Source organism: Sphingomonas sp. dw_22 (assembly GCF_018449795.1).
In the GTDB taxonomy this organism is placed as follows: Bacteria; Pseudomonadota; Alphaproteobacteria; order Sphingomonadales; family Sphingomonadaceae; genus Sphingomonas.
This window is the reverse complement of record NZ_JAAVVE010000010.1, coordinates 90,581-110,848: the sequence shown is the minus strand read 5'-3', so window position 1 is coordinate 110,848 and position 20,268 is coordinate 90,581. Positions and strand designations below refer to the sequence as shown.

The 20,268-nt window shown below is 68.3% G+C and carries 23 protein-coding genes; 19 read left to right on the top strand and 4 right to left on the bottom strand.

Features of this window, described 5'->3' with window-relative positions; translation table 11 throughout:
- From HB724_RS07155 to HB724_RS07085, 15 genes are all read left to right on the top strand, one after another.
- Positions 1 to 541, top strand: a 541-nt coding sequence (locus HB724_RS07155; RefSeq protein WP_213980223.1) for an energy transducer TonB, incomplete at its 5' end; no start/stop codon positions are given.
- Between the two features lie 79 nt (positions 542 to 620).
- Positions 621 to 1,103: a methylated-DNA--[protein]-cysteine S-methyltransferase gene (locus HB724_RS07150; protein WP_213980222.1), complete on the top strand. Its 483-nt coding sequence runs from the start codon at positions 621 to 623 to the stop codon at positions 1,101 to 1,103.
- Between the two features lie 60 nt (positions 1,104 to 1,163).
- A complete protein-coding gene (locus HB724_RS07145) occupies positions 1,164 to 2,786 on the top strand; it encodes an NAD(P)/FAD-dependent oxidoreductase (protein ID WP_213980221.1) in 1,623 nt (540 codons plus the stop codon).
- Positions 2,786 to 3,514 (top strand): copper homeostasis protein CutC, encoded by a 729-nt coding sequence (locus tag HB724_RS07140; protein ID WP_218625102.1) that lies wholly within the window; start codon positions 2,786 to 2,788, stop codon positions 3,512 to 3,514. Before HB724_RS07145 ends, HB724_RS07140 begins: the two co-directional genes overlap by 1 nt.
- On the top strand, positions 3,511 to 4,518 hold the full coding sequence (locus HB724_RS07135) for a N(4)-(beta-N-acetylglucosaminyl)-L-asparaginase (RefSeq protein WP_256731363.1): 1,008 nt from the start codon (positions 3,511 to 3,513) through the stop codon (positions 4,516 to 4,518). Before HB724_RS07140 ends, HB724_RS07135 begins: the two co-directional genes overlap by 4 nt.
- A 42-nt stretch (positions 4,519 to 4,560) precedes the next feature.
- The gene (locus HB724_RS07130) at positions 4,561 to 6,618 is read left to right on the top strand and encodes a S9 family peptidase (RefSeq protein WP_213980219.1); all 2,058 of its coding nucleotides are present in this window, start codon (positions 4,561 to 4,563) and stop codon (positions 6,616 to 6,618) included.
- A gap of 128 nt (positions 6,619 to 6,746) precedes the next feature.
- Complete coding sequence (locus tag HB724_RS07125) at positions 6,747 to 7,199, top strand: YbgC/FadM family acyl-CoA thioesterase (RefSeq protein ID WP_213980218.1); 453 nt, start codon at positions 6,747 to 6,749, stop codon at positions 7,197 to 7,199.
- Positions 7,200 to 7,205: 6 nt separating this feature from the next.
- On the top strand, positions 7,206 to 7,895 hold the full coding sequence (gene tolQ, locus HB724_RS07120) for a protein TolQ (protein ID WP_213980217.1): 690 nt from the start codon (positions 7,206 to 7,208) through the stop codon (positions 7,893 to 7,895).
- 160 nt (positions 7,896 to 8,055) lie between these two features.
- Complete coding sequence (gene tolR / locus HB724_RS07115; protein ID WP_213980216.1) at positions 8,056 to 8,496, top strand: protein TolR; 441 nt, start codon at positions 8,056 to 8,058, stop codon at positions 8,494 to 8,496.
- A complete protein-coding gene (locus HB724_RS07110; protein WP_346344686.1) occupies positions 8,493 to 9,314 on the top strand; it encodes a cell envelope biogenesis protein TolA in 822 nt (273 codons plus the stop codon). Before tolR ends, HB724_RS07110 begins: the two co-directional genes overlap by 4 nt.
- A 10-nt stretch (positions 9,315 to 9,324) precedes the next feature.
- Complete coding sequence (gene tolB / locus HB724_RS07105; RefSeq protein WP_213980215.1) at positions 9,325 to 10,704, top strand: Tol-Pal system beta propeller repeat protein TolB; 1,380 nt, start codon at positions 9,325 to 9,327, stop codon at positions 10,702 to 10,704.
- A 66-nt stretch (positions 10,705 to 10,770) separates the two neighbouring features.
- Positions 10,771 to 11,286, top strand: coding sequence for a peptidoglycan-associated lipoprotein Pal (pal, locus tag HB724_RS07100; protein WP_213980214.1), 516 nt, complete (start codon positions 10,771 to 10,773; stop codon positions 11,284 to 11,286).
- 309 nt (positions 11,287 to 11,595) lie between these two features.
- Entirely contained in the window at positions 11,596 to 12,510 is a 915-nt protein-coding gene (locus HB724_RS07095; RefSeq protein ID WP_213980213.1) for an SPFH domain-containing protein, read from the top strand.
- 9 nt (positions 12,511 to 12,519) lie between these two features.
- A complete protein-coding gene (locus HB724_RS07090; protein WP_213980212.1) occupies positions 12,520 to 12,738 on the top strand; it encodes a toxin-antitoxin system HicB family antitoxin in 219 nt (72 codons plus the stop codon).
- 85 nt (positions 12,739 to 12,823) lie between these two features.
- Complete coding sequence (locus tag HB724_RS07085) at positions 12,824 to 13,081, top strand: hypothetical protein (protein WP_213980211.1); 258 nt, start codon at positions 12,824 to 12,826, stop codon at positions 13,079 to 13,081.
- Between the two features lie 150 nt (positions 13,082 to 13,231).
- Here the strand turns inward: HB724_RS07085 and HB724_RS07080 are convergent, their stop codons facing one another.
- The 3 genes from HB724_RS07080 to HB724_RS07070 are packed head-to-tail and all read right to left on the bottom strand — an operon-like array spanning position 13,232 to position 16,235.
- Positions 13,232 to 14,074, bottom strand: a complete 843-nt coding sequence (locus HB724_RS07080) for a S1/P1 nuclease (RefSeq protein WP_213980210.1) — start codon at positions 14,072 to 14,074, stop codon at positions 13,232 to 13,234.
- Positions 14,071 to 15,024, bottom strand: coding sequence for an isoaspartyl peptidase/L-asparaginase (locus tag HB724_RS07075; RefSeq protein WP_256731368.1), 954 nt, complete (start codon positions 15,022 to 15,024; stop codon positions 14,071 to 14,073). Before HB724_RS07075 ends, HB724_RS07080 begins: the two co-directional genes overlap by 4 nt.
- Positions 15,025 to 15,059: 35 nt before the next feature.
- The gene (locus HB724_RS07070; RefSeq protein ID WP_213980208.1) at positions 15,060 to 16,235 is read right to left on the bottom strand and encodes an acyltransferase; all 1,176 of its coding nucleotides are present in this window, start codon (positions 16,233 to 16,235) and stop codon (positions 15,060 to 15,062) included.
- 85 nt (positions 16,236 to 16,320) lie between these two features.
- Between HB724_RS07070 and HB724_RS07065 the strand changes: the two genes are divergently transcribed.
- A complete protein-coding gene (locus HB724_RS07065; protein ID WP_213980207.1) occupies positions 16,321 to 17,148 on the top strand; it encodes a LytTR family DNA-binding domain-containing protein in 828 nt (275 codons plus the stop codon).
- Here the strand turns inward: HB724_RS07065 and HB724_RS07060 are convergent.
- Positions 17,092 to 18,363: an acyltransferase family protein gene (locus HB724_RS07060; protein ID WP_213980206.1), complete on the bottom strand. Its 1,272-nt coding sequence runs from the start codon at positions 18,361 to 18,363 to the stop codon at positions 17,092 to 17,094. The genes HB724_RS07065 and HB724_RS07060 overlap by 57 nt on opposite strands.
- A 69-nt stretch (positions 18,364 to 18,432) precedes the next feature.
- Here HB724_RS07060 and ispG point away from each other — a divergent pair, with 69 nt between their 5' ends.
- Genes ispG through HB724_RS07045 form a run of 3 tightly spaced genes read left to right on the top strand, consistent with a single transcriptional unit; the run spans position 18,433 to position 20,267 of the window.
- Positions 18,433 to 19,557 (top strand): flavodoxin-dependent (E)-4-hydroxy-3-methylbut-2-enyl-diphosphate synthase, encoded by a 1,125-nt coding sequence (gene ispG / locus HB724_RS07055; protein WP_213980205.1) that lies wholly within the window; start codon positions 18,433 to 18,435, stop codon positions 19,555 to 19,557.
- 54 nt (positions 19,558 to 19,611) lie between these two features.
- Positions 19,612 to 19,890 carry an AbrB/MazE/SpoVT family DNA-binding domain-containing protein gene (locus tag HB724_RS07050; protein ID WP_346344685.1) on the top strand — a complete coding sequence of 93 codons (279 nt, stop codon included), beginning with the start codon at positions 19,612 to 19,614 and terminating at the stop codon, positions 19,888 to 19,890.
- Positions 19,887 to 20,267, top strand: coding sequence for a type II toxin-antitoxin system VapC family toxin (locus HB724_RS07045; protein ID WP_346344684.1), 381 nt, complete (start codon positions 19,887 to 19,889; stop codon positions 20,265 to 20,267). Before HB724_RS07050 ends, HB724_RS07045 begins: the two co-directional genes overlap by 4 nt.
- Position 20,268 lies beyond the last annotated feature (1 nt).

Genomic DNA, 20,268 nt, shown 5'->3' with positions numbered 1-20,268 from the left:
CGGCGCCCGCGGCGCGCGCCGCCCGCCCCCCCCAGGGGTGGCCGGGCCGGGGGCTCGCCAGCCCGGCCCGGCCCGCGCGCCGGGGGCGGCGGTCGTGGGCCGCCGCGCGCGCCGGAGGCGCGGCCAGGCCAGGTCAGGCAACGGGCCGGGCGCCGGGCCGGGCACCGGCGCGGGCGGGCAGGGCACCGGGACGGGCAGCGGCGGCGCCGGGAACGGCGATGGCGACGGCGGCACGCCGCTGGAGTGGGTCGGCGGACGCATCCGCGATTCCGATTATCCGCGCCCCGCGCTCAGGGCAGGCGCGAGCGGGACCGTGTATCTGCGCTTCACCGTGGGGGTGAAGGGCCGCGTGACCGACTGCACCGTCACCCGCTCCAGCGGCAATGCCGATCTCGACGAGACGACCTGCCGGCTGATCCGCCAGCGCTTCCGCTACAAGCCGAGCCGTGACGCCAACGGCCGCCCCTATCCGGACGTCGTCACCGGCGAGCATGAATGGACGCTCTACCGGCGCCCGCAGCCGGACGATCCCGGCAACTGATTCGCTTTGAGCGCAAGCCGCGGAGCGTATCGCGCGCCGGGCCTCCCTATTCCGCTCCCGACGCAATAGGAGTGAACCCATGACCTTCTCGTACAAGACGATGGCGTCGCCGGTGGGCACGCTGAAGCTGGTCGCCAGCGCGCAGGGCCTCTCGGCGATCCTGTGGGAGAATGACGATCCTGCCCGCGTGCGGCTCGGCCCGCTGGTCGAGGATGCGGCGCACCCGATCCTGGTCGAGACCGAACGTCAGCTCGGCGCCTATTTCGCCGGCACGCTGACGGCGTTCACCGTGCCGCTCGATTTCCACGGCACCGCATTCCAGAAGCAGGTCTGGGCCGCGCTGCTCGCGATCCCCTATGGCGAGACGCGCAGCTATGCCGAGATCGCCCGCGCCATCGGCCGGCCGGCCGCCTTCCGCGCGGTGGGTGCGGCGAACGGCCGGAACCCCATCTCGATCATCGCCCCCTGCCACCGCGTGATCGGCACCAACGGCGCGCTCACGGGGTTCGCGGGTGGGCTGGAGGCCAAGGAACTGCTGCTCGGAATCGAGAGCCGGGCCTGACTCGCCCCGGCCGAAGCGGACGAATGGCGGAAAGCCTCGCCCCGCGCTAAGGGCATGGCAATGTTGCGCCTCTCCGATCTCAAGCTTCCGCTCGACCATGAAGACGAAGCCCTGCCCGCCGCGATCTGCGCGCGGCTGGGCATCGTGCCCGAGGATCTCATCGGCTTCTCGGTCTGGCGCCGCGGCTGGGATGCGCGGAAAAAGGCGCATATCCTGCTGATCTACACGGTCGACGTGACGCTGCGCGACGAGGATGCCGTGCTGGCGCGCTTCGCCGACGACCATAATGTCCGCCCGACGCCCGATACCGAATACAGGTTCGTCACCCAGGCGCCCCAGCCTTACACCGGCCCGCGCCCGATCGTGGTCGGCGCCGGCCCGTGCGGGCTGTTCGTCGGCCTGATCCTCGCCCAGATGGGCTTCCGCCCGATCATCCTCGATCGCGGCAAGGTAGTGCGCGAGCGGACCAAGGACACCTGGGGCCTGTGGCGCAGGAGCGTGCTCAACCCCGAATCGAACGTCCAGTTCGGCGAGGGCGGCGCGGGCACCTTCTCCGACGGCAAGCTCTACAGCCGGATCAAGGATCCCCGCCACCTCGACCGCAAGGTGCTGACCGAGTTCGTCAAGGCCGGCGCGCCCGAGGAGATCCTCACCGAGGCGCATCCGCATATCGGCACCTTCCGCCTGGTCACGATGGTCGAGAGCATCCGCGAGACGATCGAGGCGCTGGGCGGCGAATATCGCTGGCAGCACCGGGTGGTGGACCTCGACATCGAGACCGACGCCGAGGGCAATCGCCGCGTGACGGGCGTCGAGCTCCAGACCGGCGAGACGATCGCCGCCGATCATGTCGTCCTCGCGCTCGGCCACAGCGCCCGCGACACGTTCCAGATGCTCCATGATCGCGGCGTCTTCATCGAGCCCAAGCCCTTCTCGATCGGCGTCCGTATCGAGCATCCGCAAAGCTGGATCGACCGCGCCCGCTTCGGTCCCAATGCCGGCAACGCGATCCTCGGCGCGGCCGACTATGCGATCTCGCACCAGGCGAGCAACGGCCGCGCGGTCTACAGCTTCTGCATGTGCCCCGGCGGCACGGTGGTCGCCGCCACGTCGGAGGAAGGGCGCGTCGCCACCAACGGCATGAGCCAATATTCGCGCAACGAGCGCAACGCCAATTCGGGCATCGTCGTCGCGATCGATCCCGAGCGCGATTACCCCGGCCATCCGCTGGCCGGCATCGAGCTCCAGCGCCGGCTGGAGGAAAAGGCCTATGTCGCGGGCGGCTCCGACTACAAGGCGCCGGCGCAGAAGCTGGGCGATTTCGTCGCGGGGCGGCCCTCGACTGAATTGGGCGAGGTGATCCCCTCCTATCGCCCCGGCGTGAAGATGACCGACCTCGCCGAGGTGCTCCCCGAATTCGCGGTGACGGCGATGCGCGAGGCTTTGGTCGCGTTCGGGCGCCAGATCCCAGGCTACGACCATCCCGACGCGGTGATGACCGGGGTGGAGACGCGCACCTCCTCGCCGATCCGCATCACGCGCGGCAAGGACTTCCAGAGCCTCAACACCGCCGGCCTCTACCCGGCGGGCGAGGGCGCGGGCTATGCCGGCGGCATCCTCTCGGCGGCGGTGGACGGGGTCAAGGTGGCCGAGGCAGTGGCGCTCGACATGATGGGCGCGTGATGGCCGTTCTCGAAATCTGTGTCGATGATCCCGCCGGGATCGACGCGGCGGTCGCCGGCGGCGCCGACCGGATCGAGCTCTGCTCCGGCCTGGAGCTCGGCGGCCTCACGCCGTCGGCGGCGCTGGTGGCGCGCGCGGTCGGGACCAATTGCCCGATCCATATGATGATACGGCCCCGCGCCGGCGGCTTCGTGCTGGAGGAGGGCGAGGCGGCCCTGATGATCGAGGATATCCGCCTGGGCGTCGCGCGCGGCGTCGCGGGCGTGGTGGTCGGCGCGTTGCGGCACGATGGGACGCTGGACCGGGAGGCGCTGGCGCGCTTCCGCGATGCCGCGGGCGATGCGACGATCGTGCTGCATCGCGCGATCGATCTCGTGCCCGATCCGATCGGGGCGGTGCGCGAGGCGGCCGCGCTCGGCTACGACAAGATCCTCAGTTCCGGCGGCGCGCCCACCGCGGCCCAGGGCATGGCGACGCTGGCGGCAATGGTCGAGGCGGCGGGAGACCGGCTGTCGATCATCGCCGGATCGGGTGTCACGCCGGAGAATGTCGCGCCGCTCATCGCCTATACCGGCGTGCGCGAGGTGCATGGATCGGCCAGCCGTCCGGGGCCGGATCCCGATGCGCAGGCCGTGCGCCTGGGTTTCGCGGCCGGGCCGCGCCGCAGGACGGACAAGATGGTCGTGCAGCAATTGCGCGCCGGGATCGAAGGGGGAAGCAGGCGATGAACGAAGGCATTTCGCGGCGCACGGCGATGGGGCTCGGCGCCACCGCCCTGCTGGCGGCGGGCACCGCCAGGGCGGCGGACGCCGCGGACCCGGTCGCGGTCCTCTCCACCTGGGATTTCGGCAAGGCGGCGAACGAGGCCGCGCTGGCCCGCTTCAAGGCCGGCGGCACGGCGCTCGACGCGGTCGAGGCCGGCGCCAGGGTGCCCGAGGCGGATCCGACCAACCATTCGGTCGGCTATGGCGGCTATCCCGATCGCGACGGGCATGTGACGCTCGACGCGATCATCATGAGCGACGACGGCGGCGTCGGCGCGGTCGCCGCGCTGGAGGATGTCGTCCACGCGATCTCGGTCGCCCGGCTGGTGATGGAGAAGACGCCGCACACGCTGCTGGTGGGGGAAGGGGCGACCCGCTTCGCGCTCGACCAGGGCATGGAGCGCACCAACCTGCTGACGCCCGAGGCAGAAAAGGCGTGGCGCGAGTGGCTGAAGACCGCGCGCTACCGGCCCGTCGCCAATATCGAGAACCAGCTTCCGGCGCCGCCGGGCTCGCGGCGCAATCACGATACGATCGGCATCATGGCGCGCGGGCTCGACGGGCGGATGGCCGCCGCCTGCACCACCTCCGGCATGGCCTTCAAGATGCGCGGGCGGGTGGGCGACTCCCCCCAGGCAGGCTGCGGCCTGTTCATCGAGAAGGGCGTCGGCGCCGCCGCCTCGACCGGCGTGGGTGAGGAAGTGACGCGCATCGCCGGGACCGCGCGGGTGGTCGCCTCGATGCGCGCCGGCATGTCGCCGCAGGCGGCGTGCGAGGAGGCGGTGAAGCATATCGCGCAGTTGCGCGGCGATGCCATCAAGGGGCTCCAGGTCGGCTTTCTCGCGCTCGGCCAGGATGGCCAGGTGGGCGCCTTCGCGGTGCTGCCGGGCTTCACCTACGCCGTGACGCGCCATTCGGGCGAATCGGTGGTGCTGCCCTCGCAGAGCCTGTTCAGCCAGCCGGCATAGCCCGGTCTGGCCTCGCCCGGCGCGACGCGATAGGGCTGCGGCATGACCGAAGCCAAGCCCCCCGTCGCCGCCACCCGTCCCCATAGCTTCACCGCGCACGGCGTCACGATCGAAGACCCCTGGGCGTGGATCAAGGATCCCGGCTATCCGGAGGTCGCCGACAAGGACGTCCTCGCCTATCTGGAGGAGGAGAACCGCTTCTTCGAAGGCGTGATGGCGCCGCTCAAGCCGCTTTCCGATACCCTGTTCAAGGAGATGCGCGGGCGGATCAAGGAGGACGAATCGACCGTCCCCCAGCGCGACGGCGACTGGATCTACTGGACCGATTACGAGACCGGCGGCGAATATCCGCGCTGGTGGCGCAAGCCCGCCGCAGGCGGCGCGGACCAGCTCATCCTCGACGAGCCGGCGCTGGCCGCGGGCAAGGAATATTTCCGCCTCGGCGCGATCGCGGCCAGCCCCGACGGGCGCTGGCTCGCCTATGCGATCGACGACAATGGCTCGGAGCGGTTCGAAGTCCGCGTCAAGGATCTGACCACCGGCGCGCTGCTGCCCGATACGATCCCCGGCATGCTCTCCGAGATCGTCTGGACCTCGGATTCGACGGGCTTCCTCTACGGCCTGGCGAACGAGAACTGGCGCACCGACAATGCCCGCTGGCACAAGCTGGGCGAGCCAGTCGAGAACGACCTGGAGATCTTCAGGGAAGCCGATGAGGGCTACCGGGTCGCGGTGGGCGAGACCCAATCGCGCAAATATCTGCTGGTCTCGACCGGCGATCACGTCACCAGCGAAGTCTATCTCCTTCCCGCCGACAATCCCGCCGCGCCGCTGGTCTGCGTCGCCCCGCGCAAGCCGGGCCGCGAATATGACGTGGACGAGCATGACGGTAGGCTGTTCATCCACACCAACGATGTCGATCCGCAATTCCGGCTGGTGACCGCGAGCGCGGAGAGCCCCGGCGAATGGTCCGAGCGGATCGCGCCGTCGAAGCATTTCTACATGACCGGCATCACCTGCTTCGCCGATTTCTTCATCGTCGAGGGGCGCGAGGACGGGCTCGATCAGATCGAGCTCCACCGCTACGACGCGGGCATCGCCCCGGTGCGGCTGCAATTCCCCGAGGCGAGCTATGTCGCGGGGCTGGGCGACAATCCCGAATATGCGGTTTCGAAGCTACGGCTCGGCTATGAATCGATGGTCACGCCGGGCACGGTCTATGATTACGACGTCGCGGCCGGCACGCTGGAGACGCTCAAGGTCCAGGAAATCCCCTCGGGCTATGACGGCAGCAAATATCGTACCGAACGGCTCAAGATCGCCGCGCGCGACGGGACCGAGGTTCCGGTCTCGATCGTCTATCCCAAGGACTTCCCGCGCGACGGCTCCGGCAAGCTCTATCTCTATGCCTATGGCGCCTATGGCTATGCGATCCCGCCGGGCTTCTCGACCAGCCGCATGTCGTTCCTCGATCGCGGCATGGCCTTCGCCATCGCCCATATCCGCGGCGGCGACGATCTCGGCCAGCAATGGTATCACGACGGCAAGCTGGAGAAGCGCGCCAACACCTTCAACGATTTCGTCGATGTGGCGAAGGGGCTGATCGAACGCGGCTTCACCCACAAGGGCGGCATCGCCATCGCCGGGCGCTCGGCGGGCGGCGAGCTGATGGGGGCGGTGGTGAACTCCGATCCCGATCTGTGGGGCGTGGTGATCGCCGACGTGCCGTTCGTCGACGTGCTCAACACGATGCTCGACGAGAGCCTGCCGCTCACGCCCGGCGAATGGCCCGAATGGGGCAATCCGGTCGAGGACAAGGCGGCGTTCGAGCTGATCCGCAGCTATTCGCCCTATGACAATGTCGCGGCGCACCCCTATCCGCCGATGTTCATCTCGGGCGGCCTCAACGATCCGCGCGTGACCTATTGGGAGCCCGCCAAATGGGCGGCGAAGCTCCGCGCCACCAAGACCGACGGCAACGTGCTGGTGCTCAAGACCAACATGGGCGCCGGCCATGGCGGCAAGTCCGGCCGGTGGGAGAGCCTGAAGGAATCCGCCGACGAGATGGCGTTCGTGCTGTGGCAGCTCGGGGTGAGCTAAGCCGTCGCGAAAACCGCTCGCCTGGGCGGCAACGGACATTTCACTTAACCCATTGTTACACGTTGCTTGCCCCGCGGCCGGGTTTGCAGGGGTTCCGCTCGGCGAATCGCTGGGTTAGGAGCCCGGCCATGGACCGCGCCGATCACGCCCCCGCCGGCCGCTTCGACGGGCTCGAGCATCGCTTCGCGCTGCGCGTCTATTTCGAGGACACCGATCTCACCGGGGTCGTCTATCACGCCAATTACCTGCGCTTCATGGAGCGCGCCCGTTCGGACATGCTGGAGCGCGCCGGCATCGATCAGCGCGCCGCGTTCGAGGCGGGCGAGGGCGCCTATGCGATCCGCGACATGCATATCCGGTATCGCGCGCCGGCGCGGCTGGGCGAGGAACTTATCGTCGCCAGCCGGCTTGTCCGGCTGCGGCCCGCGTCCGTTCATATTCAGCAACGAGTCATGCGCGGGACAATCATATTGGCCGAAGCGGAGGTCGAGGCGGCATTCGTCTCCCCGTCCGGGCGGCCGCGGCGTCAGCCCCCGGAATGGGTGGCGGCGTTCGAACCTCTGGTCTGGAAGGAGAGCTGAGCCCTCATGGAATTCATCAGTACCGACGCCGCCACCATGTCGCCGGTCGGCCTGTTCCTGCAGGCGGACATCGTCGTGAAGGTCGTCATGCTCGGCCTGCTGCTCGCGAGCCTGTGGACCTGGACGATCATCCTGAGCTTCAGCTTCCGTGCGAGCAGCGTGCGCAAGGCGATTGACGCGTTCGAGCGCGAATATCGCGAAGCGGACGATATCGACGAGTTCCATCGCCGCATATCCGGCCGCGACCAGCCGATCGCCCGCGTCTTCTCGGCGGGCGTCACCGAATGGCGCCGCTCGACCTCGGGCAAGGCCATCGATCGCGAGGGCACGCGCGAGCGGCTGGCCACCGCGATGGGCGCCACGGTCGCGCAGGAGATCGATCGCCTCGCGGACCGGCTGAACTTCCTCGCCACCGTCGGCGCGGTCGCGCCGTTCGTCGGCCTGTTCGGCACGGTCTGGGGCATCATGCGCAGCTTCACCGGCATCGCCGCCGCGAAGAGCTCGTCGCTCGCCGTGGTCGCGCCGGGCATCGCCGAGGCGCTGTTCGCCACCGCGATCGGCCTGTTCGCCGCCATCCCCGCGGTGATCGCCTACAACCGCTACAGCCACGCCGTGAACCGCGTCGAGGCACGGCTCAACCGCTTCGCCGACGGCTTCCACGCCACGCTCAGCCGCCGGCTGGAGATGGAGGCGTGAGGCTGGCCAAGTCAAAATTCCTCCCCGGAACGGGGAGGGGGACCGCCGGCCGCAGGCCGGTGGTGGAGGGGCCGCCGTCGCAGACGGCGGTGTTCCACCGCCGCCCCTCCACCATCGCTGCGCGATGGTCCCCCTCCCCGTTCCGGGGAGGAATTTAGCCATGGCCATGCACCTCCCCTCCAGCAAGGGCCGCGGCCGGCGCCAGCCGATGGCGGAGATCAACGTGACGCCGCTGGTCGACGTCATGCTGGTGCTGCTGATCATCTTCATGGTGACCGCCCCGCTGCTCACCGCCGGCGTGCCGGTGAACCTGCCCGAGAGCCGCGCCAAGGCGCTCGACCAGGACCAGAAGCCCGTCCAGATCTCGATCGACGACAAGGGCCAGGTGTTCGTCGACAACGAGCAGGTGGCCGATGCGGCGCTGCCCGCCAAGCTGGAGGGCATCGCCGGCAAGGCGGGGCCTGACGGCAAGCCGCCCCAGATCTATCTGCGCGGCGACCAGGGGCTGGGCTATGGCAAGGTCATGCGCGTGATGGGCGAGCTCAATCGCGCGGGGCTGAACCGCGTCTCGCTGCTCACCGATCCGGGCAGCAATCCGTGATCGAACGTTCCGAGGGTGCGGGCCTGACGGTGGCGCTGGCGGGGCATGTCGTCCTGTTCGGCCTGTTGTCGGTCGGCTTCCTCGCCACGCCCAATCCGGACAAGCTCAAGAGCGTGCCGATCGAGGTGTCGCTGTCGGACGATATCGGCATGGAAAGCACCGCGCCGGTGGTGAGCCATGAGGAGCTGGCCGCGAAGAAATCGCCGGTCGAAGCGCCGGTCGAGCCCGACGAAGCGCCGCCCGAGCCCAGCGTCGAGCCGCAACCCGTCGCGAAGCCGCAGCCGACGCCGCCCAAGCCGGCCCCCGCTCCCGCGCCTGTCGCGAAACCGCAGCCGGCGCAGAAGCCGGTCGCCGCCGCGCCGCCGAAGACCCCGAGCAAGCCGAGCAATCGGCCGGTCAAGCCCACGGGCAATCTCGACGGGCTCGACATCGGCAAGTCGAACAACAAGACCGCCAGCACCGCGATCACCCCGCCCGCGACGTCGGCATCGCCTGCCGAGCGCGCGAGCTTCGCCGCGGCGATCCAGCGCCAGGTCCAGCCCTGCGCGAACCGCCAGGTCACGCCCGGGCCGGGCGCCGAGCAGATCCGCGTGGCGATCCGGCTGCGGCTCAATCGCGACGGCTCGCTGGCTGCGGAACCGACGGTGGGAGCCGTCGATGGGGATAATGATTCCAACCGCCGTTATGTCGAGCGCGTGAAGGATCTTGCGATCGCGACCTTCAAGGGCTGTTCGCCGCTGCGCGGATTGCCCGATGAGTTGTATGACGTGCCGGGCGGGTGGAAGAGCGTGACGCTGCGCTACAAATTGCCAGGATGAGGATGGATTGATGAGACTTCGCCTTTTGACCTTGGCCTTCGCGCTGATGGCGAGCGGGGCCGCGCATGCGCAGCAGGTTCCCGCGCCGCCGGTCGTCGCCGGCCAGCAGACGCCCGCCGATCAGGACCAGGATGCCGTGATCGACGTGATCGGCGGCATCTCCGCGCCGATGCCGATCGCCATTCCCGTCATGCCGACCAATGCCGTGGCGAACACCGCTGCGGGATCGACCGACGTGCTCGGCCAGAAACTGTCGGAGATCATCACCAACGATCTGCGCAATTCGGGGCTGTTCACGCCGATTCCCGCCGCCCGGCTGTTCCCGGTCGCCTATAGCGAAGTCACCGCGCCCGCTTATGATCGCTGGGGCGGCACCGGCGCGCAGGCGCTGGTCCAGGGCTATATCCGCGCCAACCCCAACGGCTCGTTCACCGTCGGCTGCTATCTCTACGACGTCGCCTCGCGCACCGAGCTGATCCGCCAGGGCTTCGTCGTCTCGCCCGGCGACTGGCGCCGCGCCGCGCACAAATGCGCCGACGCCATCTACACCCGGCTGACCGGCGAAGGCCCCTATTTCGACAGCCAGGTCGCCTATATCGCCGAGCAGGGGCCGAAGAACCGCCGCCGCAAGCAACTCGCGATCATGGACCAGGACGGCGCCAACCACCGTTTCCTGACCAACGGCCAGTCGATCGTGCTGACGCCGCGCATCTCGCCGCGCCAGAATGCGATCCTCTATATGAGCTATGAGAAGGATCGCCCGTCGATCCACATCTACGATCTCGGCTCGCGCAGCGACCGCACGCTCGTCGCCAACGTCAACCTGAACTTCGCGCCGCACTGGTCGCCCGACGGGCGCTGGGTGGTCTTCTCGATGGCGCAGGGTGGCAATACCGACATCTATCGCGTCGCCTCGAGCGGCGGATCGCCGCAGCGGCTGACCACCTCGCCCGGCATCGATACCGGCGGCAGCTATTCGCCCGACGGCAGCAAGATCGTGTTCGAGAGCGATCGCGGCGGCACCCAGCAGCTCTATGTGATGGATGCGGACGGTGGCAACCAGCGCCGCATCAGCTTCGGCGGCGGGCGCTATGCTACGCCGGTATGGAGCCCGCGCGGCGATCTGATCGCCTTCACCCGCATCGGCGGCGGCGCGTTCCGCATCGGCGTGATGAGCCCGTCCGGCAGCGGCGAGCGCTTGCTGACCAATAGCTGGGGCGACGAAGGCCCCAGCTGGTCGCCCAACGGCCGCGTGCTGATGTTCTTCCGCTCGGCCCAGGGATCGGGCCGTCCGGACCTGTGGTCGGTGGACCTGACCGGCGTCAATGCGCGCAAGGTGCCGACGCCGCTCGACGGCTCCGATCCGAACTGGGGCCCGATCCGCCCCTGAACCAAATCGAAACGAGCGCGTAATGCTCCGGTATAAAAGCAGACACTCAACAAGAAGGAGGAACATATGGCCAGGATCACGACCAGCCTGCTGATGGCTACCGCGCTCGTCGCGACCGCGGGTTGCACCAAGAAGCCGCCGAAGGAGCTGCCCCCCGCGCCGACCGAGCAGCCGGTGGAGCAGCCCGGCAATTACGGCAATGGCGAGAACCAGACGATGAGCGGGCTCGCCGAGCAGTTCCGCCGCGAAGTGACCAGCGACACGATCCATTTCGCGCTGGATGAATATGACATCGATCCCGAGGCGCGCGCCGTGCTCGACAGCCAGGCCACCTGGCTCGCGGCGCATCCGGCCGTGCGGATCACGATCGAGGGCCATTGCGACGAGCGCGGCACCCGCGAATATAATCTCGCGCTCGGTGATCGCCGCGCCAATGCGGCCAAGAACTATCTCGCCGCGCGCGGCGTGTCGTCCGATCGGATCACCACGATCAGCTATGGCAAGGAACGCCCGCTCGCGCTGGGTTCGGACGAGGCAAGCTGGGCGCAGAACCGCCGCGCGGTGACGATCGTCCTGAACTGATCGGCATCCGTCGAAAGGAAAAGGCCGCCGGGGCGAAGGCTCCGGCGGCCTTTTTGTTCCACCAGATCCTCCCCGAGCTTTGCTCGGGGAGGGGGACCATGCGCAGCATGGTGGAGGGGGCGGCCGAAGGCCGGAGGATCGTGTGGCAAGGGACCACAGCGCTTCGCGCCGCCCCTCCACCACGCCCTGCGGGCGCGATCCCCCTCCCCCAGCAAGCTGGGGGAGGACTTGAAACTGAGCGCTTCCGATTCCGCTTGTGCTTCGCCCGCCTGCGATATAAATACGATATCACAATTACAGGAGGGTTTGATGACGGACGTTCGGGCTCAGGCATCCGCGCTGCGGCAAAGCGGCGAAGGCACGGCCAGCACGATGGGCGGTTACGGCATGTTGCTGGTGCTGCTGGTGCTGCTGGTTTCGCTCGCGGCCGGCATCGCCGCGCTTACCCAGATCGATCGCATTGCGGACGCGATCGTGGTGAGCTGGCTGATCGCCGCGATCCTCGTCTTCCTCTTCGTGCTGGCGGGCTTCTATCTGCTCCAGCCCAACCAGGCGGTCGTGATCACCCTGTTCGGCGATTACAAGGGCACCGATCGCACCACGGGCCTGCGCTGGACCTGGCCGTGGATGATCAAGAAGAAGCTGTCGGTGCGCGCCAACAACATCATCTCCGAGCGGATCAAGGTGAACGATCTGCGCGGCAATCCGATCGAGATGGCGGCGCAGGTGGTCTGGCGCGTGACCGACACGGCGCAGGCGCTGTTCGACGTCGACGATTACAAGGCGTTCGTGAACGTCCAGATCGAGGCGGCGGTGCGCACGATCGGCTCGCGCTATCCCTATGACGATTTCGAGCATCAGGAGGTGACGCTGCGCGGCAATCACGATCAGGTCGGCGCCGAGCTGCGCGCCGAGTTGATCGAGCGGCTGGCGGTGGCGGGCATCACCGTGGACGAGTGCGGCTTCACCCACCTGGCCTATGCGCAGGAGATCGCCGGCGCGATGCTCCGGCGGCAACAGGCCCAGGCGGTGGTCGCGGCGCGCACCACTTTGGTCGAGGGCGCGGTCGGCATGGTCGAGATGGCGCTGGCCCAGCTTTCGGCGAAGAACGTGGTCGAGCTCGACGACGAGCGCCGCGCGGCGATGGTTTCGAACCTGATGGTCGTGCTGTGCGGCGAGCGCGACACCCAGCCGATCGTCAATGCGGGCTCGCTCTACCAGTAAAGGCGTATCGTGTCGGTCCCCCTGCAGAAAAAGGCATTCCCCCTGCGTCTCGATCCCGCGCTCTACGCGGCGATCGAGCGCTCGGCGGCGAGCGACCTGCGCAGCGTCAACGCACAGGTCGAATGCCTGCTGCGCGAGGCGCTGCAGAAACGGGGAGTGAAGCTGGCGGAGCCGGTCCGCGCGAAGCGCGGCCGCCCGCCCAAGGAGCGGCAAGGAGAATCGGAATGATCGGAGTTTTTACCCGCAATCCTCGTCCGTTGGCGGCGCCGTTCGGTGCGTTGGCGCTGATCGGCCTGCTGGTCCTGGTGCTGCGATGAGCCGGGATCGGGACGACGGCGCCTGGTTCGCGCCGAAGCGCTATGGCTATGGTACGGGGTTGCCGGTCGCGTGGCAGGGCTGGGCGCTGCTCATCGGTTTCCTCGGACTCGTCGCTGCGCTGGCTGCGACCCTCGCGGAGCGGCATCCGGCGATCTTCATCCCGCTCATGCTGTTGCTGGCCGCCGGCTTCACCCTCATCGCCGCGCAGCGCACGCGCGGCGGCTGGCGGTGGCGCTGGGGCGATCCGGACTGAAATCCCAAGACCATCCGGCCGCTTGCAATGTAGGATTTCATCGGCGATCCAAGGGAGCTCTTTCTCATCGTCGAAGTCCCGATACGTGCGAAATTCGAGGAGGAAGGGATTTTCGCAATATAGGCGTCAACCGTGTCAACCGGCTGGCCTTCAGCCCAGCGCTTCGTTCAGCAGCTTGGCCAGCCGCAGCCCGCCGCGCTCCACCTGGAGCCGGGCCGCCGGAACCAGCGATGCGATCGTCGCCTCGTCCAGCTTCACCGGCGTTTCCGATCCCACGCACGGATCGCGGCCCAGCGCGCTGCGGTAGACCACGTCGCGCGCCACCTGCCAGCTCTCGCGGCTCCAGTCCGTCACCGTGCCGGCCTGGACCGCCCGCCGCTCCGCCGCGCCATGGACGCGCACCAGCGAAGGCGGCGTCGAGATCGCCCGCTCGGCGAGCAGCCCGTCCCAGATCGAATGGAGGTTCAGCCGGTCGGTCGCGTAGATGCCGTAGCTCGCCTTCAGCTTGTTGCCGCCGGCATCGTCCATCTCGCCGGCATGGAGCGGCTGGTGCAGGTCGCCGACGAAGTGGATCAGGAAGACCAGCGCCTGCACCCGGTCGCGTACCGGCGTGCCCTTGTCCTTCAGCAGCTTCACCTCGCGCTCGATCTGCGCCGACACGCAATTGCCGTCCTTGCACGGTGGCTTGAGGTCGAACGGCTTGCAGATGTTCACGTCCTGGAAGTGCCACGTATAGGCATAGCGGAAGCGGTCGCCGAGCTTCTTGACGCAATCGGCCCAGACGCTCGCCTGCTCGATCGTGCCGGTCGGGCATTCGGGCGTGTCGAGCAGCGGCCCGGATTGCGCGAGCATGCGGCCGATCGTCGCGCGCACCTGCGGCGTCACGTTCCTGTAGGCGATCGCGGCCACCGTCTGATGGCCATATTCCCACCAGGCGTGCGCAGGGCTCGCGAAGCCGATCAGTGCGGCGAGCAGGATAAGGATACGCTTCACTTCTCGTCTCCGTATAGGGCGACGACGCGCACGCCGTCCGCCGATGCCTTGCCGCGATACATGCCCGGCGTGTTGAAGCTCCAGGCCATTTCGCCGTTCGGGCCGGTCAGGATCACGCCGCCGGTGCCGCCCAGCGCCTTGATGTCGGCCATCACCGTGTCGGCGGCCTGCTTCAGGCTCTCGCCCTTGAAGCGGACGCGCGCGCAAATCTCGTGCGCCGCGCCTTCGCGGATGAAGAACTCGCCCGCGCCCGTGGCGGATACGGCGCCGGCGCGATCATCGGCATAGGTGCCCGCGCCGATCAGCGGCGAATCGCCGATGCGGCCCCAGCGCTTGCCGGTGAGCCCGCCGGTGGAGGTGGCGGCGGCGACATGGCCGTGCGTGTCCATCGCCACCGCGCCGACCGTGCCGTATTTCAGGTCGACGTCGAACCAGCCGAGCTTGTCGTTCGCCTTCATCTTGTCGAGCTGCTCGCGGCGCTCGGGCGTGGCGAACCAGTCATTGCCCACCTGCTCCAGCCCCTGTTCCTGCGCGAACTGATCGGCGCCCGCGCCCGTGAGCAGCACATGCGGGCTTGCCTCCATCACCTTGCGCGCGAGCGCGACCGGATGGCGCGTCGTGGTGGTGCCGGCCACCGCACCGGCGGCGCGATTGCTGCCGTCCATGATCGCGGCGTCGAGCTCGTTGCGCCCGTCCCAGGTGAACACCGCGCCGCGCCCGGCGTTGAAATGAGGATCGTCCTCCAGCACCTGGACCGCCGCCTGCACCGCGTCGAGCGCGCTGCGGCCGTCCGCCAGCACCTGCGCCCCGGCGTCGAGCGCGGCGCTCAGCCCGGCTATCGCCCCCGCTTCCTGCTCGGGAGCCAGCTTGCCCTTCTCGATGATCCCGGCGCCGCCATGGATCACCAGCGTCCATTTGGGCTTTTGCTGGGCATGGGCGGACAGGGGCATGAGCAGGGCTCCGAACAGGATCAGGGCGAGGCGCATTAGGGCACTCTGAGCGTTGGTGCCGCCTCCCTAGCAGATCGGCTGCGCGCCGCCAGACGGGGACGCAGCCCGATCAGCGGGCGCAGCCACGAAATCTCGCGGCCTGCCAGATAGAACAGCCAGCATCCCGCGACGGTCGCCGCCACCAGGATCGCGAACTCGGCCGCCGGATGCAGGCCATGGGGCAGCAGGGTATATTCGACGAGGACGATCACCGTCTGGTGGATGATGTAGAAGGGGAAGACGGCCTCGGTCAGCATCGGCCGCCACGCATTGTCGCGGTTGAGATAGCGTTCGGCCAGGCCGATCAGCGCGGCGATGCTCGCCCAGGTCTGCACCTCGCGCGCGATACGGAACGCATAGCCCACCCAGCGCGAGACGATCGTGTCGCCGGGCCAGCGGATCTCGATCCCCGCGACGATCGCATAGCCGGCGAGCGCCAGCATCGCCGCCAGCGGCCATCCGCGCGCCAGCGCGACCATGGCGCGCCGCGAACCGGCAAGGCCGAAGCCGAACAGGAAGGCGGGGAAATAGGCAAGGTGCGCAACGCCGTCGCGCACCAGGTCATGCGTCTCCTCGCCGCGGCGGAACAGGATCACCTGGAACAGCAGCAGCCAGGCGAGCGGCAGCCACAGCGCGCCCGCGCCGCCGAACGCGCGGTCGAACCATGCCTGCAGCCGCTCCGGGCGCGGCAGTGCCAGCAATGCGCCGAGCGCGATCGTATAGGCCCAGAGATAGGCGACGAACCATAGGTGGTTCCAGGTCGGCAGGAGGACGCCGTCGAGCGTCCCGAAGCGGAAATAGTCGTGCGCCAGGAACCAGCCGAGGCCGTGCGCATAGCCATGCTGGGTCACCAGCTCGACCCAGCTCTGCGGCGGCACCACCACCGCCATGCCGAAGGCGAGCGGGATCAGCAGCCGCGCGTTGCGGTTGCGCAGGAAGCCGCGCACGCCGTCCGACTTGGCGAGCAGTGCGCGGCTGGCGAAGCCGGAAACGAGGAAGAGCAGCATCAGCCGCCACGCATTGGTGAGGAACATCGGCACCGCCACCCATTCGGCGGGCGCGGCGGTCTTCACCTGGAACCCCCAGGGCACGAAGACCATGCCGACATGATAGAGGATCAGCAGCGCGAACGCGCCGATCCGAAGCCAGTCCATTCCGTAATGCCGTTCCATAGCGAGCCTCCGTCTTGACAGGCGATGGCTAGCGACAGGGGCAGGGGTCCGGTATCGGGAAGGGAGGAGCGGCGGGCGGCGCGGGATGACGGAAAGATCGGCAGGGACGAACGGCGGGGAATGCGGGACCAGCGGTGCGCGCCGCCGCAGGCTGGTGGTGCTTGTCCTCGGCTTCATCGCTTTCGCCGGCCTTCAGCTCTTCGTGAACGCCTCCACGTCGCTCGCCGATTTCGCCAATGCGGGGCACCCGCAGACCGTGCTCCACGTCGCGATCTGGGAGCTCACCAGCATGACGCTGTGGATCGCGCTGCTGCCGGTGATCGGCTGGATCGTCGCTCGCGCCCGCCCGCCGCGGCTTGCCTGGCCCTGGGCGATCGCCGCGCACGCCGCCGCGACGGTGCCGCTGTCGATCGCCCATGTCCTGGGCATGATCGCGCTGCGCATCGCCGTTTATCGCGCGATGGGCGAGGAGTATGGCTTCGGCGGGATCGGCGAACGGCTGCTCTACGAATATCGCAAGGATGCCGCGACCTATGTCCTGCTCGCCGCCTTCTTCGCCTTTGCGATCTGGTGGCTGTCGCGCGCCGAGCCGGCGAAGGCACCGGAAGAGGTCGTCCTGGTCCCCGACGGCAACGTCACGCACCATGTTCCGGTCGATGCAATCGACTGGGCGGCTTCGGCGGGCAATTATGTCGAGATCGCCTGGGGGCAGCGCGTCCTGCTCCATCGCTCGACGCTGGCGGCGCTGGCCGAGACGCTCGGGGGCCGCTTCGTGCGGATCCATCGCGGGCGCATCGTCCGCCGTGCCGCGATCCAGCGCATCGAGACCGACCGCAGCGGCGATTTTACCGTGACGCTAGCGGGCGGGACGGTATTGCGCGGCAGCCGGCGCTATCGCGACGGGCTTGGGTGACAGGCCGATCAGCGGCCTGAGCCAGCCGATCCGCCGCCCGATCAGATAGGTGGCGAGGCACGTCGCCACGGTGCCGCCCAGCAGCAGCGCGAACTGCACGCCGGGCGCGAGGCCCAGCGGCATCGTGACCCAGGCGATCAGCACGATCGCCGGATGGTGGACGATGTAGAAGGGGAACACCGCCTCGGCGAGCGGCTTGCGCCAGGGGTGGTCATGGTTCCACCAGGTATCGGCGATGTGGAACAGCGCCAGGATCGTCGCCCAGGCCATGGTCGAGCGCGCGGCGCGATCGAGCGCCATCACTGCGTGCGAAGGCACCGCCGCGCCGGGGAAGTTGATCTCCACCGCGAGTACCGGCACCGCCGCCAGCGCGGCGACGAGCAGCGCCGGCTTCCAGGCACGCGCCAGCGCCGGCCAGAGCTGCGGCGCGCCGGCCAGCATGAAGCCGAACAGGAACTCGGGCACGTACTGCGAATGCCCGCCCCAGTCGCTCACCAGCCCCTGATGCTCGGGCGCGACGAACAGCAGCGACAGCCGCAGCGTGGCGAGTGCGACGATCGGCACCCAGAGCAGGCGCCGGTCCCGCGCCAGCCAGTTCGCCAGCCGATCGAGCCCGGCCAGCACCTGCGGCCCGCGCCAGCCGAGCAGTGCGGTCAGCAGGAAGGTGTAGGCCGCGAGATAGGCGAGGAACCAGAGATGCTCCCAGCTTGGGAAGGTCACGCCGTTCAGGTCGCCGAACCGCCAATAGTCGAGCGCCCAGAAATGGAGATAGCCTTGCTGGTAGCCATGCTCGGCGACGCGGACCCACATCTCCAGCGGCACGATCGCGGCCATGCCGAAGGCGAGCGGGATCAGCAGCCGCGATGCGCGCGAACGGGCAAAGGGCGCCGCGCCGCCCGAACGATCGTAGAGCTTGCGCGAGGCATAGCCCGAGACCGCGAACAGCAGCGGCAGCCGCCACGGCGTCAGCAGCGCCATCGGCGGGATCAGCGCGGGATAGCTGTGCGCGGTCTTGATGATCCAGGGCCAGGGCGCGAACACCATCGCAATGTGATAGAGGATCAGCAGCGCGAAGGCGGCGATGCGCAGCCAATCCATCCCATAGTGGCGCGCGCCCGGGCGGATCGATGCCGCGAAATTCGGGTCATGCTGCAACGGGACGGCGGCCTTGTCGATGGAAACAAGCCGGACATATGGCACGGCGAGCCTTAGCATCGTGTAAAGAATAGGTGCAGGCGCCCGCCGCCGCTTGGCGCATGGGGCCGGGAGGGCTATATGCGCGCCATGTCCGTAAGACCCTGGCGCGATATCGTCCGGCGGCCCAGCCGCCAGATCATGGTGGGCAACGTCCCCGTTGGCGGCGATGCGCCGGTCACCGTGCAGACGATGACCAACACCGCGACGTCCGATGCAAAGGCGACGATCGACCAGATCCGCCGCTGCGAGGATGCGGGCGTCGACATCATCCGCGTCTCCTGCCCCGATGTCGAGAGCACGGCGGCGCTCAAGCAGATCGTCCGCGCCGCGCGCGTGCCGATCGTCGCCGACATCCATTTCCACTACAAGCGCGCGCTCGAAGCCGCCGACGCCGGCGCGGCGTGCCTGCGCATCAATCCGGGCAATATCGGCTCGGCCGAGCGGGTGAACGAAGTCGTGAACGCCGCCAAGGCCAATGGCTGCTCGATCCGCATCGGTGTGAACGCGGGCAGCCTGGAGAAGGATCTGCTCGAAAAATACGGCGAGCCCTGCCCGGAGGCGCTGGTCGAGAGCGCGCTCGATCACATCAAGCTGCTCCAGGACCGCGACTTCCACGAATTCAAGGTCGCGGTGAAGGCCAGCGACCTGTTCCTCGCGGTCGCCGCCTATCAGCAGCTCGCCGAGCAGGTCGATTGCCCGCTGCATCTGGGCATCACCGAGGCGGGCGGCTTCGTCGGCGGCACGGTCAAGTCGGCGATCGGCATCGGTTCGCTGCTTTGGTTCGGCATCGGCGACACGATCCGCGTGTCCCTCTCGGCCGAGCCCGAGGAAGAAGTCCGCGTCGGCTTCGAGATCCTCAAGGCGCTCGGCATTCGCAATCGCGGCGTCCGCGTCGTCTCCTGCCCGAGCTGCGCGCGCCAGGGCTTCGACGTGATCCGCACCGTTCAGGCGCTGGAGGAGCGGCTCCAGCATATCCGCACGCCGATGTCGCTCTCGGTGCTCGGCTGCGTCGTCAACGGCCCCGGCGAGGCGCGCGAGACCGATATCGGCATCACCGGCGGCGGCGCGGGCAAGCACATGGTCTATCTCTCGGGCGTGACCGATCACCATGTCCAGGACGCCGGCATGGTCGATCACATCGTCAAGCTGGTCGAGGCCAAGGCCGCGGAGATCGAGGCGGCAGAGGCAGCCCAGGCCGTGGCGGCGGAATAGGTCTTGTGCTATAGGTCAGGTCTTGGGAGGCATGACATGACCTATCACGCAAAGGTGATCGCCGGCGGCAAGATCGTGATTCCTGCGGAATTGCGCCGCGAGCTGGATATCAAAGACGGCGATTCGCTCGTCATCGAGCGGGACGATCAGGGGAATCTGGTCCTGAAGACCTATGCGCAGGTGGTTCGCGAAGTGCAGGCCGCCTTTCGCGCGATGGTGGGCCCCTATGAGGGCAGTCTTGTCGATGAACTGATCGCCGAGCGGCGGCGGGAAGCGGCAATGGAAGACGAGCAGGAGGAAGCGCTGCGCGCGAAGATCGGCAAGCGGCGGTGACGGCAGTCCTCGATTCTTCGGCCTTGATCGCGCTGGCCCTGGGAGAGCGCGGTGGCGATACGGTGGCTGCACATGCACGCAACGCCGCAATCTCGGCGGTCAACATTACCGAAGTGCTCCAGCGCCTGGAAGAAGAAGGTATCGGGTCCGAAGACGCCCTGAACCTGCTCGGGCGGCTGGAGGTCGAGATCGTACCCTTCACGCTCGATCAGGCGCGTATCGCCGCCGAATTGCGTCGTCCCACGAAGCATCGCGGCCTTTCCCTGGGGGATCGTGCTTGCCTGGCTTTGACACGAGAGCGTGGGTCAGTGGTGTTGACTTCCGACACGGCTTGGGACGGACTGGATGTCGGCATCGAAATTCGACTGATCCGCTAGC